Origin of the sequence: Alkalihalobacillus sp. NPDC127517, assembly GCF_050276055.1 — a bacterium.
Taxonomy (GTDB): domain Bacteria; phylum Bacillota; class Bacilli; order Bacillales; family Bacillaceae_D; genus Alkalicoccobacillus.
Genome location: NZ_JBNNQX010000011.1, coordinates 58,991 through 72,528 on the forward strand (window position 1 = coordinate 58,991; position 13,538 = coordinate 72,528).

Here is a 13,538-nt window from a genome sequence, read left to right on the forward strand (position 1 = left end):
CACAATAACTCACTACATTCCTCTTACAAAAAAAAGCCAAAGCAATCAAATGATCACTTTGGCTCAAATTCTTATGCTTTTAACTCAGCAATACGCGCTTCAACTGTTTTACGTTGTTCAGAGTAATCAGCTTGTTTTTTCTTTTCTTCTTCAATCACTTTTGCAGGAGCTTTCGCTACAAAGCCTTCGTTGCTTAGCTTTTTATCTACTCGTTCCACTTCTTTTGTTAAACGAGTTAACTCTTTTTCAAGCCGGGCTACTTCTTCATCAATATTCAACAAACCTGCCAGTGGTAAGAATAGCTCTACTCCACTTAACACTTGTGACATTGATTTTTCTGGTGCTTCAATGCCTGTAGAGATCTCAAGCTTACTTGGGTTACAGAACTTTTCAATGAAAGCCTGACCTCTTTGTAATTGAGCTAAACTCTTCTCGTTCGCCGGACGAACCAATAACTCAATTTGTTTGCTCATCGGAACATTCAACTCTGAACGAATCGTACGAACCGAACGAATCACTTCTTTCAGCTGATTCATATCTTCAAGAGATTCTTCAAACATGAATTCTGAATGAACAATTGGCCAGTCAGCAACTGTAATTGATTCACCTTTGTGTGGAAGGTGCTGCCAAATTTCTTCCGTAATAAATGGCATGATTGGGTGCAGCATTCTCATCGTTTGATCTAATACATACGCAAGAACGGAACGAGTTGTTTGTTTCGCTGCCTCGTCTTCTCCATATAGAGAAAGCTTAGCCATTTCAATGTACCAGTCACAGAGATCGTCCCAGATGAAGTTGTATAACAATCTTCCTACTTCACCAAATTCATATTTATCAATTAGACGAGTAACTTCTTTAATAGTGTCTTGAAGACGAGTTAGAATCCATTTGTCCGCTACTGTTTTTTGTCCGCTGAGATCAATGTCATCATAACCCATATTTTCCATATTCATCAACGCGAAGCGAGAGGCATTCCATATCTTATTACCGAAATTCCATGTTGCCTCGACTTTTTCCCAGTAAAAACGCAAATCATTTCCCGGGGAACTTCCGGTTGTTAAGAAGAAACGAAGGGCATCTGTTCCATATTTGTCAATAACATCATGAGGATCCACTCCGTTACCAAGTGATTTACTCATCTTACGTCCATCCTCTGCACGGATTAATCCGTGAATTAAGACATCGTTAAATGGACGCTTACCTGTAAACTCGATTCCTTGGAAGATCATACGAGCTACCCAGAAGAAGATAATATCGTAACCTGTTACAAGTGCACTTGTTGGGTAGAAGCGTTTAAAGTCAATCGCTTCCTCGTCAGGCCAGCCCATTGTAGAAAACGGCCATAGTGCTGAACTAAACCATGTATCTAGAACATCCTCATCCTGTGTCCAGTTTCCAGCATCTTCAGGCGCCTCATGACCAACGTAAATTTCTCCCGTTTCATTATGATACCAAGCTGGAATTCGGTGACCCCACCAAAGCTGACGCGAAATACACCAGTCACGGATGTTATCCATCCAACGAAGATACGTTTTCTCAAACCGGTCAGGAACAAAGTTTACTTTATCCTCGGTCTTCTGAAGGGCAACCGCTGCATCTGCTAATGGCTGCATGTTTACGAACCATTGTGTAGATAAGTATGGCTCCACAACAGCACCGCTTCGTTCAGAGTGACCAACAGAATGTACATGCTCTTCAATTTTAAAGAGAATACCTTGTTCTTGCAGATCAGAAACAATTTGCTTACGGCAATCAAATCGATCTAAGCCTTGATAGGCTGCTGCATTTTCATTCATTGTCCCGTCTTCATTCATCACAAGAATACGTTCAAGATTATGGCGGTTCCCAATCTCAAAGTCATTCGGATCATGTGCTGGGGTAATCTTAACAGCACCCGAACCAAATTCCATATCTACATAGTCATCAGCTACGATCGGAATCTCACGTCCAACAATCGGTAATGTAACCGTTTTGCCGATGAGGTGGGCATAGCGTTCGTCTTTAGGATGAACAGCTACTGCCGTATCTCCAAGCATGGTTTCCGGTCTCGTTGTTGCCACTTCAATTGTTCCACTGCCATCAGTCAGTGGGTAATTCATGTGATAAAAAGCACCTGTCACATCTTCGTGGATAACCTCAATATCGGATAAAGCCGTTTTTGTAGCTGGGTCCCAGTTAATAATGTATTCGCCGCGATAAATTAAGCCTTTTTTAAAAAGCTTAACAAATACCTCATTAACTGCTTTGGATAGCCCTTCATCTAATGTAAAGCGCTCGCGGGAGTAATCAACGGAAATCCCAATTTTAGACCATTGATCACGGATAAATTGAGCATATTCCTCTTTCCACTCCCAAGACTTTTCAATAAAAGCTTCTCTTCCTAAATCATAACGAGAAAGTCCTTCTTCTTTCAGCTTTGCTTCTACTTTTGCTTGTGTCGCAATTCCGGCATGGTCCATTCCTGGCAACCATAATGTATCAAAGCCTTGCATACGTTTTGTACGAGCAAGAATATCTTGTAATGTTGCATCCCAAGCATGACCAAGATGAAGTTTTCCGGTTACGTTTGGAGGTGGAATAACAATTGAGTAAGGCGTCTTGCTCTCATCTCCTGTTGCTTCAAAAAACTTCCCTTTCACCCAATAGTCATACCATTTAGCTTCTGTTTCTTTTGGGTTATACTTTGTTGGCATTTCCTTTTTTTGTTCTGCCATCGTTACGCGCCTCCTTTTTTTCATACAAAAAAACCCTTCATCTCAAAGGACGAAGAGTTCGCGGTACCACCTTTGTTTGCACAAAGGCAGATCATCTCTACTTTATGCACACTCAATCTGTTAACGGCCAGTACCCGTCCTTACCTACTTATGTTCAGCAAGGCTGCTCACGGGCGACCTTCTACTTAACCTACCTAAGAAATCTTCCAGCCTAAGGATTTCTCTTTCTGTGAGGGGTTACGTATACTCTTCCCGATCTCTGCATGTCTATTTTCGAATATAGTCTATTCTATCCTGTTTCTATCTCTTTCGTCAATATCAGCATAGCCTATTTTCTACGCTTCTAACCAGGATTCATTGCACAATTAATTGTAATGCATAGTATGTAAACAAAATGGCTTTTTAGCGAAAGGGGAGATTGGGTTGCTACGTCGTGGGTATAAGAGACCTCCCTATTGTCCACCACCAAAAAAATGGGGTATATGGTCTTACTTTAAAGCCATCTGCTATCAATGTCTGCTGCCGATCATTTGTTTTCAAACCATTCGTTTGCTTCTCTTTCCAACAACGATTGATTTTATTTTATTGGTCGTCCTAATTGTATTCTATTGCTCGATTTCGTTGAAGCTTTTTTGATGGGAGCGCCGTCCACCTATACATGGCGTAACAGCCCACAGCTAAGATGATACTGCTGGTTGTTGTGATCGGAAACATTAAGATATCGTCCCATAAAGACATACTCACCATACACAATCCTGTCCCTAACGCTACACTCATCCACCCAATGATTGTCCAAAGGAGCGGGCGCCCAATGGCGGGACGATAAATGGTTGTGTACGTTAAGATAGCTAATCCTCCGTAACCAAATACAGCAAAAACTAAAAGTGGCACAACGGAGGCATGTGTTAAGGTGGCCCCACTATTTCCGTAACTGGCCATACTCATGAAGTGAACCGCTGCCTGAAGAAGGAAAAAGACACTAATGATTAGAAACCCCTTCCCCACCATGGACACTAACATCTGGCGCCAAGTTGTTCGTTGAAGCCATGCCATTTGGCGTTCTAATTCAGTAGGGGAATCATACTGTAACCGCAGTTTGTTTTCATCCTGATCTAAAGCTAGCTGCTCCTTAAATGTAAGAAGCAGCTGATCGCACGTTTTTTGGGACAAACCCTTTGATTGAAGATAATCTTTCATCCTGTGGAGAAGCGATGCATCCTGCGTATACTCTTTATTCTGCCCATCTTCCATCTTCAGCACCTCCAATCAACCAGATCAACTCAATGAATCTCATATTAATGATAATAAATACAGTATAAGGAAATGAGTTTATTTCTGCAAGAGATCTATGTTTAAGATTCCGTTGACGTCGGTAAAAGTCTGGAAGCTAATCGTTGAGACTTTCTCATAGACAGGAGCCGCTTCTCTAAACGCTGCACGTGAGCTAATTCGCTCCAGTCCGTCTCCTTTCGGTGATACGCATCTACTGCATACACCACGGGCTCAGGAAAACAAAGATAACTACATAAGAGCTGTTTCTCTTCATCTAATAAAGGTAAATGATGCTCATATCTTGCAAACCATCTTAGAACTTCTTCATCGGACCATTGTGCATAAGGAAAACTGTATCTGCAAAACGTGGCCAGATCTCTGGCTGGTGTATCAAGACTGACACGCTCAAAATTAAAAAGAAGCGGATCATTTTCTGGAGTAAACAATGTATGGTTCCGTGATAGTCTGCCGTGATTCAATACACTTCGATACTTCCCTTTCTCCTTAGCCGCTTCATACCAATTATTTAACTGGAATTTTGCCACTTCTGCCATTTGATCAAGTAAATGAACATGTGTTAAAAAGGTTAATTCAAATGGAGACATATATATTTTTTGCTCGGCTTGATCAGCAAAGTGCATAAAGGTTAATTGCCGTGATTCCCACCTTTTTAAAAGCTCCTGGTAGGATTGCTCAAGCTGTTCAAGAGATAGCTCCTGCGTTTTTACTGTCATCCGGTGAATGACACCCATTTGGTCGATAATTTTTTCTTCCATCGACTCTCTAGCTGTATACTCAGGTGATTCCACCCATGGCATCAAATAATAACTAGCATCTCCTACTGTGATTGTATATTCCCCGTATTTTGTAGGTATAAGAGGAATGGCTTGTTTGTAGCCGAGCTTTGTTAATCGATGCATGGCATGAACTAATTCGTCCGCCTGTGACTGAGATAACGTCGTTTCCTTTAGAGCAAAGACGCCTCTTTTTGACTCAAGCTTTTTCACCTTTCCAAATGATGACTCAATCCGTTCGGGATATAAATCATAATGGAACAATATGGCTTCTAAGAATGTCTGCTGTTGATTCAATTTGACTGACGCCTCCCATCCAGCCAATCTGCTAATCCAAGAACAACTTGTTTTGACTCATTCCACTCTTTTTTGCATTGTATAACCACCGATTGAAGTGTTTCTTCGGTTTCTTTACGTGGATCAATCTGAATGATGGCTTCTAATTCATAAGGAATAAGGCATTCCGCTAACAAAAAGCTGGCTTGAAGCTTTGAAAATACTGGGTACACTTCCTGTATTGCATTCAAAACCTCTTCTAATCCTTCTTGATCTAGTTCAACACTTTGCTTCTTAATCCATCGACTCAGCGTGGCATAGCCTTCCTCAGGATAGTCGGCGCCACCGTTCCAATGGAGCATTCCATGAACGCTTTTCGCTTGACCCGCATGTTGAAGCGGGTCAAGTAGAGGCAAGATCTCCTCTCCTTCATCCTTCTTCTGTATGGCTTCTGCTTTTTTAAGACGTCGTTTGCCTTCATGAACCATATTTCGTAAGGTGGTCTGAAACGACACTGGGAAGCGCCAGATCTTTTTTTCAAGTGTGAAAAGATTTGGTGCTTCCCGTTTTGTACGCTTTATATCTGTCTCAGCTTTTAAGCCGTATTCAATCATTAAGCCAAGCAACGTACCACATACCTGTCCATTTTTCGGATATGAAAATGGTTCAGTTACTTCATCATGAACTGTGATCCAGGAGGATTTTTTTGAAAGATATGCTTCGCCGTCCTTTGTTCGAATCATTCGATCGGTAAGAACAATTGGCGCGCGGGTACAATGATCGCGCCAATTGATGTGCCAGTTCAAGAGATTCAGATCATCCCAATGTCTAATCCGTTTTAAACCATGATCGGATTCAATGATGTCCTCTTCTATCATCTTTGCTTGCTGCCATCCATACTCTTTCTTTAACTCATCTGCCAGATCCATCTAATCGCCTCCCCTCTAATTAGGACTGGACGGGAATGTAGAGAATCTGACCAGCTTCCACGTGATCCGCTTCCAATCGATTGGTTCGAATGAGCTGACTTGTTGATACATCATAACGGTTTGCAATCGTATCAAGCGATTCATCCTCTTGAATAATACACATCTTTACTCTCGTAAATTGTTCTTCACTTTTAGCCATCATGCCTGTTAGATATAGGGCATTTTCTTCACGTTCCTCCGTTGCCTGATACTTGGCTTGTTCTGTTGAATCTTCTTCTGATGGTTGCTCTTGTTGATCTTCATAATACGCATCGTTTCTATACGTTTGCTCTGCATAAACCTCTGGTTGCTTAGGTGCAAGAGTGATTCTCTGAAGCTCTGAAACTGTTTCTTCGTCATCCGCATAAGGAGGAGGTTCTATTTCAACCTCAGCACGAACGATCTCTTCTTCAACTTCTTCTTCCTCTACTTCCTCGGTGATCGCAGGTGTAGGTGTAGGCAATTGATACGCTTCATAGGCAAAGGACGTTTCTACTGCTTGTTCCTCTTGTTCTTGTTCAACTTCCTCTTCAACAGATTCCTGAACTTCTACACGACTTTCAGGCTCGTCTTGTGTAGTCATTCCGCTAATGGAAATATCCGCCGTTAACTGAATGCAGCTCTTATCAGGCACATCATAATCAAATGACTCTACCTCAACATAGATGTCCTGCAAATTCTGAATCCGATCTAAGGGAATTGTTACATCAATCGGAAAAAAGTGTTTTAGAGCACCTTTTCCATTCTCGGACACATTCACTTCCTCAATTGATCGAAACGCGGCTTGCTCACGGTAGCCATCTTCATCATCGATCACATGATCTGTGTTTTGGTCTGAATCAGCGAGTAAGTATTCTCCAACCAAACGTAACCCACCGACAATACTAACTTGGTTTCCACTCTCCTTGATTGTGATTTCAGGTGATAATGACATACCGAGAATTTCTTCTATTTCCTGTCCTTTATTCAGCCATACCGATTCTTCTACCGTTAGTGTTAATTTTGAGGGATGCTCCTGCGTCATTCTAATTCCTCCTTATTAAATCAAATCCAAACAATCATGACTATACAATCCGTACATGAAAAGATTATGAGGCAACCATAAGATTTATGACAAAAAAAAGACCTCTCTACATGGATGTAGGGAGATCTGTTTCATTTCTTTATTTCGTTATCTTTGCAAATGCACGTTCCGCTGCAACAATGGTTGCCTCAATATCTTCATCTGTATGCTTGGTAGAGAGGAACATTCCTTCAAATTGAGAAGGTGGCAGTGAGATACCCTCTTCTAGCATGTTTCTGAAGTATTGAGAGAATATCGACAAATCGGACGTCTGTGCTTTTTCGAAGCAATCTACTTTTTCATTTGTAAAGAAGAGACCGATCATCGAACCAGCACGATTAATATGGTGAGGAATGTCGTGCTTTTTAGCTGCTTCAGACAACCCTTCCTCTAATCGTTTTGCTTTTGCTGCAAACACGGTGTAATCTGCTTCTGACAGTTGAGATAAGGTCTCGTATCCTGCCGTCATTGCAAGTGGATTTCCAGATAGCGTACCTGCTTGATAGATCGGACCACTTGGAGCGATTTGCTCCATGATTTCGCGTTTCCCACCAAAGGCACCAACCGGTAAACCGCCACCGATTACTTTTCCAAGACACGTTAAATCAGGTATGACATCGAACGTTCCTTGTGCACAGTGGTACCCTACTCTGAAACCTGTCATGACCTCGTCAAAGATAAGAAGCGTGCCATTGTTCTCTGTTAACTCACGTAATGTTTCAAGAAAACCTGGTTCTGGAGGAACAACCCCCATATTACCAGCAACAGGCTCTACAATAACTGCAGCTAAATCATCTCCAAATTCGTTAAAGGCATAACGAACACTTTCAACGTCATTATAAGGAACTGTTAGCGTGTTTTTAGCAACTGATTCAGGAACACCAGGACTGTCAGGTAAGCCAAGTGTTGCCACTCCAGACCCTGCTTTGATTAGTAGAGAATCCCCATGTCCGTGATAGCAACCTGTAAATTTCAAGATCTTTGAACGTCCTGTAAAGCCTCTCGCTAAACGTAGGGCGCTCATCGTTGCTTCCGTACCAGAGTTCACCATACGTACCACTTCAATTGATGGAACACGATCAATCACAAGCTTGGCAAGCTTCGTTTCTAGCTCATTTGGTGCGCCAAAGCTCGTCCCTTTTTCCGTTGTTTTTTTGATCTGTTCAACAACTTGTGGATCAGCGTGACCAAGAATTAACGGACCCCATGAAAGCACATAATCAATGTATTCATTGCCATCAATATCTCGAATTCTTGAACCACTTCCGCTCTCCATATAAACAGGACTCATATCCACTGACTTAAATGCCCGCACTGGACTATTCACCCCACCTGGCATAAGTGGTTTTGCCTGTTCAAAGGCTGCTTCTGATTTAGAATAATTCATAGACTGACCGCTCCTTTATCTGTTTGACTCGTTCATCCAACCCACAGCATCTTTTGCATGGTACGTTAAAATAAGATCCGCTCCAGCTCGCTTCATGCTAAGTAGTTTCTCTAGCACCACTTCACGTTCGTTAATCCAACCGTTTAATGCTGCTGCCTTTACCATTGCATACTCTCCACTTACATTATATGCAACAAGAGGGATACCAGAGTAATCCTTCACTTCGCGAATGATATCAAGGTAAGATAGGGCAGGCTTCACAATTAAAAAGTCAGCACCCTCTTCTAGATCAGATTGAGCTTCACGAATCGCTTCTTCTCGATTGGCAGGGTCCATTTGATACGTTTTTCGATCACCGAATGACGGAGCACCATGTGCCGCATCTCGGAACGGACCGTAAAAGGCCGAGGCATATTTCACTGAATAAGCCATAATTGGAACATGATTAAATCCTGCTTCATCTAAACCGTGGCGGATCGCTGTAACAAACCCATCCATCATGTTAGAAGGAGCAATAATATCAGCACCTGCTTTTGCTTGCGAAACAGCCGTTTTCGCAAGGATAGAAAGAGATGGGTCATTATCAATTTCACCGTCTTTAATCACACCACAGTGACCATGATCTGTAAACTGACACAGACATGTATCAGCAATAACCGTTAACTCAGGATATGCTTCTTTAATCACTCGAGTCGCTTCTTGCACAATTCCGTGATCATGGAAAGCCTGTGATCCTTCTGCATCCTTCTCTGCTGGAAGTCCAAAAAGAATAATGGACGGGATACCAAGCTCAACTACTTCTTTGACTTCATTCAATACTTCATGAAGCGGCCATTGGAACACTCCTGGCATGGAAGCAACCTCTGTTACTTCGCTCCCTGATTCCTTCACAAAGATTGGGTAAATAAAGTCATCGTGGCTTAATGTGGTTTCTCTAATCATTCTACGCATAGAGGGGGACTGTCTTAGGCGACGATGCCGATCAAACGATAACTCTGACATGCTGCTTCACTCCTTATTTAAACGAACCATTTCTTCAATCATGGCTTTTGTAGTATAAACACTTGGCACAGCCGCTACTGTAAGACCGTGCTTTTTTGCTTCAATCGCTGTAATCGGTCCAATACAGACAACTTTAGCATTTTGGAAAAAGTGACTTGTTCCACCGAATATCCGGCTACTGATGGTACAGTAATGCCTGACAGTGGAGGCACTTGTAAAGGTTAGATAATTTGGATGGACAGAGGTTGCTGCGATTGTCTCAAGCTGCTTCTGGGCAACACTTGGTTGAAACGTCTCATAGACCGGTAGATCAGTGACAACACGAGCCGAATCCTTTAGCTTGTTCGCTAAAAGCGGACGTGCTAGGTTCCCTCTTGGAATCAATATGTGATCACCTATCTGTGTTTCTGAGAGTAGTGCCTCCGCAAGTGATCCTGCTTCATAGTGAGTTGGCATCAAATCAACATGGATTCCATAGTCTAGAAGCCTTTTGGTTGTTTGTGTTCCGACCGATGCTACGTTTATTGAATGACGGATAATTTTGCGTTCTTGTTCAGTTAAAGAATCAAGAAAAAATGTCACACCATTTACGCTCGTAAATACAATCCATTGGAATGAATCAAGTTTACTCACTAGTTGCACTCGTTGCTCCTGACCCAGGCATGGACGAACATTAATTAGAGGAACCTGCAAAGCTTTTGCTCCTAAGCGTTCTACTTGCTCCGCGAAAAGCGTTGCTTGCTCCGGAGCACGAGTAATTAGAATCCGCACTCCATTTAATGAATTAGGATTCAAGGTCACGCTTAACCTTCTCTAAAATGTCGTCAGCACCTTGATCGAGTAGAGCAGCCGCAACGGCTTTCCCCAGCTCCTCAGGAGAATCTCCAGTCTTTGTTTCATGTAAGAGTACTTTACCATCAGGCGAACCCACTAAACCGGTTAACTCAATCTGGCCGTCCTTTAACGTAGCATATCCGGCAATCGGCACCTGACATCCTCCCTCAAGCGTATGCAAAAAGCTGCGCTCCGCTCGGACGGTTTGAGAGGTTGTTGGACAATTTAGTTTTGCAAGTAAATCAATGAGCTCCGGGTCGTTTGTACGACACTCTAGCCCCAGTGCGCCTTGACCAACAGCTGGCACACAAACGTCCGGTTCAAGATACTCTGTGACAAAATCCTTCGTATAGCCAAGTCGATTAAGCCCAGCGGCTGCAAGAATAATGGCACTGAATGATTCTTCTTTTAGCTTTCGTAATCTGGTTTCTACATTTCCGCGAATCCACTGTACCTCAAGGTCAGGTCTTTTCGCAAGAATTTGAGAGGACCGCCTTAAGCTGCTTGTCCCAACGATTGCACCACTTGGTAAATCTGCAAGCTTCACATGCCCTTCTGAAATCAATGCATCTCGTGGATCTTCTCTAGTTGTAATTGCCCCAAGTGTAAACCCTTCAGGTAAAACAGAAGGAACATCCTTCATACTATGAACTGCTAAATCAATTTCTCCTTTTTCAAGCGCTTGTTCAATTTCTTTAACGAATAATCCCTTGCCCCCAACCTTAGATAAGGTAACATCTAAAATTTGATCTCCCTTTGTGACAATTTCCTTCACTTTAAATTCATAGGGTAGATTTAGTTGCTTTAATTGTTCAATGACCCACTTTGTTTGAGTTAGTGCTAGGTTGCTTCTTCTTGTTCCTAATACGATCGTACGCATAACGTCCTCCATTTCATCTCGCTGCCATCAAGTCCAAATATGAAAGCTAGAATATTGACCTGATAAAAAGTAATTAATTAATAAAACTAAAAACGCACTAATATTTAACAGAATCGTCTGGTAACCTCTTCTATAGTTTACCACACGCTGGTAAAGATACACGCCATAAACGATTAAGGTAAAAATGGACGTGAGGGTTTTCACATCATTCCATGGTAGAGATCCATATTCAACAGAGGCCCAAACAAAGCCAAAGATCACTCCCATTAGCATAAGCGGAAAACCGACAGAAGCTGTTAAGAACGAAAAGCGTTCCAAAAATGGAAACGGACCAAAGCGCTCTAACCGGTTACTCCACTTTTTCTTTTTTAACATCTGATGCTGAAGCACATAAAGAATCGAAAACGAGAAGCTTAATGTAAAGGCCGTGTAAGAAAGCAAGATAAAACTAATATGTAGCACAAGCAGCTCCGATTGCAGCATACTCGCTAAATACGTTGGCACTTCAGTATGAGGCTTAAACAAACTCATCGTCATCATACTAAAACCCACAACATTCATTACAAAGATCAGAAAATCAACTTTAAAACGCAGGTTGATGATTAAAGAAATTGTGACAACGCTCCACGCATAAAAAAAGAGCCCTTCAAATGGGGTAACGATTGGAAATCTCCCCACTTCCAGTGCTCTCAGAACAAAGTAAACTGTCTGTAAGCTCCAGACAATTGAAAGCAACCAGAAAGCCACTACATTGACTTTCCGGTTGTTAAAAACAAAATCAATAAAGTATCCGAGGACACTGAAGCTGTATAAAATAACAGTAATAGGATAAATCCAATTCATAGTAGGAACTCCTCACTTAAGAACGAACAGCCACCTTATCTTCAGAAGGAACCGTCGCAAACGAAACGTGTTTACTTTGTTCCCATTGATCTTCAGCCGCACGCATAGACGCTTGCTTTTCTTGTTCTGCAAGCTCCAGCTCAAGAGCAAACATCTTTGTCACCATATCAAGTGACTCATTTGGATCCTCTTCACCCGCGAGTTCCTTTATGCGAGTAATCGGATCCTTAAGCAACTGATTCACAATACTTTTTGTATGCTTACGCAAAACTTTACGATCGCGCTCAGAAAGGTGAGGAAGCTTACGTTCAATGCTCTCCATTGTATCAGCTTGTACAGCTAAAGCCTTTGAACGTAGAGCTGTAATCACTGGAACCACTCCAAGTGTGTTTAACCACTGATTAAATTGAACAAGCTCCGCCTCAATTAAAAGACCAATCTTTTCAGCTTCTTTTTCTCTCTCAGCAAGGTTTGATTCAACAATATTTTGAAGATCATCGATATCGTATAGATAGACGTCATCAAACTCGCCAATAGCTGGATCAATATCACGAGGAACCGCAATATCTACAATAAATAACGGACGACCTTTTCTTTTTTTCAAAGCAGCCGCTACATTTTGTTTTGTGACCACAAAATCACGTGAACCGGTTGAACTGATAAAGACATCTGCATGAACCAACGCATCTTCAAGCTCACCAAACGCTCTCGCTTTCCCTGAAAAGCGGTTTGCTAGCTCTCTAGCTTTTTCTTCTGTACGGTTAATAACAGTAATTTCTGCAGCTCCATTAGAATGTAAATGCTTGGCTGTGAGCTCACTCATTTTCCCGGCTCCTAGCACAAGTACATTCTTCTTATCAAAGCTCCCAAAAATACGTTTCCCTAGCTCAACACCCGCATAGCTGACAGAAACTGCCTGTTGCGAGATGTCCGTTAGAGAATGAGCTTTTTTCGCAAACGTCACCGCTTGTTTAAATAGCTCATTAAAGATGGTGCCTGTCACTTGTTCCGTTTGCGCAAGCAGGAATTGAGACTTAACCTGACCTAGAATTTGCGTTTCTCCTAGAATCATTGAATCAAGTCCAGCCGTTACACGCATTAAGTGCTCAATGGCCACATCATTTTCTTTTATATGAAGATAAGGTGTAATCTCATCTTTTGAAATATCAAACCAATCCGACAGAAATGTTTTCGTGAAATGACGACCTGTGTGAAGTTGATCGGCAACGACGTACACTTCTGTCCGATTACAGGTAGATATGATTACACATTCTAGTATGCTCTTTGACACACGTAATTGTTTTAAAGCAGCGGGGAGCTCCGTTTCCTGAAATGCAACTTTTTCTCTCATCTCAACCGGGGCTGTTTTATAATTTAATCCCACTTGTATTATGTGCATGTGTCGCTCACCCCTTAAAAAAAAATATACGGTCTATGTGCTTACCTATTAACATTGTACTCGGTTACATTCAACCATTAGTATAACATGTAAATGAGCATTCTCA

Annotated in this window: 12 protein-coding genes and 1 other annotated feature; of the genes, 1 reads left to right on the forward strand and 11 read right to left on the reverse strand. The window is 41.9% G+C overall.

Annotation, left to right across the window (positions count from 1 at the left end):
• Positions 1 to 71: 71 nt before the first annotated feature.
• On the reverse strand, positions 72 to 2,714 hold the full coding sequence (locus ACQKKO_RS15590; protein ID WP_498648773.1) for a valine--tRNA ligase: 2,643 nt from the start codon (positions 2,712 to 2,714) through the stop codon (positions 72 to 74).
• A 42-nt stretch (positions 2,715 to 2,756) separates the two neighbouring features.
• Positions 2,757 to 2,983 (reverse strand) — a binding site (T-box leader).
• A gap of 154 nt (positions 2,984 to 3,137) precedes the next feature.
• On the opposite strand from ACQKKO_RS15590, the gene ACQKKO_RS15595 reads away from it, so the two are divergent.
• Entirely contained in the window at positions 3,138 to 3,350 is a 213-nt protein-coding gene (locus ACQKKO_RS15595; RefSeq protein ID WP_498648775.1) for a YszA family small membrane protein, read from the forward strand.
• Here ACQKKO_RS15595 and ACQKKO_RS15600 read toward each other — a convergent pair.
• The 10 genes from ACQKKO_RS15600 to hemA form a co-directional block, all read right to left on the reverse strand.
• Positions 3,309 to 3,965: a hypothetical protein gene (locus ACQKKO_RS15600; protein ID WP_498648776.1), complete on the reverse strand. Its 657-nt coding sequence runs from the start codon at positions 3,963 to 3,965 to the stop codon at positions 3,309 to 3,311. The two genes, ACQKKO_RS15595 and ACQKKO_RS15600, sit on opposite strands and share 42 nt — an antisense overlap.
• Positions 3,966 to 4,066: 101 nt before the next feature.
• Complete coding sequence (ysxE, locus tag ACQKKO_RS15605) at positions 4,067 to 5,077, reverse strand: spore coat protein YsxE (RefSeq protein WP_498648778.1); 1,011 nt, start codon at positions 5,075 to 5,077, stop codon at positions 4,067 to 4,069.
• The gene (locus ACQKKO_RS15610) at positions 5,074 to 5,985 is read right to left on the reverse strand and encodes a hypothetical protein (RefSeq protein ID WP_498648780.1); all 912 of its coding nucleotides are present in this window, start codon (positions 5,983 to 5,985) and stop codon (positions 5,074 to 5,076) included. Before ACQKKO_RS15610 ends, ysxE begins: the two co-directional genes overlap by 4 nt.
• A gap of 19 nt (positions 5,986 to 6,004) precedes the next feature.
• A complete protein-coding gene (spoVID, locus tag ACQKKO_RS15615; RefSeq protein WP_498648781.1) occupies positions 6,005 to 7,048 on the reverse strand; it encodes a stage VI sporulation protein D in 1,044 nt (347 codons plus the stop codon).
• A gap of 139 nt (positions 7,049 to 7,187) precedes the next feature.
• Entirely contained in the window at positions 7,188 to 8,474 is a 1,287-nt protein-coding gene (gene hemL, locus ACQKKO_RS15620; RefSeq protein ID WP_498648782.1) for a glutamate-1-semialdehyde 2,1-aminomutase, read from the reverse strand.
• A 15-nt stretch (positions 8,475 to 8,489) separates the two neighbouring features.
• Complete coding sequence (gene hemB, locus ACQKKO_RS15625) at positions 8,490 to 9,476, reverse strand: porphobilinogen synthase (protein ID WP_498648784.1); 987 nt, start codon at positions 9,474 to 9,476, stop codon at positions 8,490 to 8,492.
• Positions 9,477 to 9,482: 6 nt separating this feature from the next.
• On the reverse strand, positions 9,483 to 10,277 hold the full coding sequence (locus tag ACQKKO_RS15630) for a uroporphyrinogen-III synthase (protein WP_498648785.1): 795 nt from the start codon (positions 10,275 to 10,277) through the stop codon (positions 9,483 to 9,485).
• Positions 10,261 to 11,190: a hydroxymethylbilane synthase gene (gene hemC / locus ACQKKO_RS15635; protein WP_498648789.1), complete on the reverse strand. Its 930-nt coding sequence runs from the start codon at positions 11,188 to 11,190 to the stop codon at positions 10,261 to 10,263. The genes ACQKKO_RS15630 and hemC overlap by 17 nt, the downstream gene beginning before the upstream one ends.
• A 27-nt stretch (positions 11,191 to 11,217) precedes the next feature.
• Positions 11,218 to 12,033, reverse strand: coding sequence for a cytochrome C assembly family protein (locus tag ACQKKO_RS15640; RefSeq protein ID WP_498648791.1), 816 nt, complete (start codon positions 12,031 to 12,033; stop codon positions 11,218 to 11,220).
• 16 nt (positions 12,034 to 12,049) lie between these two features.
• Positions 12,050 to 13,432, reverse strand: a complete 1,383-nt coding sequence (gene hemA, locus ACQKKO_RS15645; protein ID WP_498648793.1) for a glutamyl-tRNA reductase — start codon at positions 13,430 to 13,432, stop codon at positions 12,050 to 12,052.
• Positions 13,433 to 13,538 lie beyond the last annotated feature (106 nt).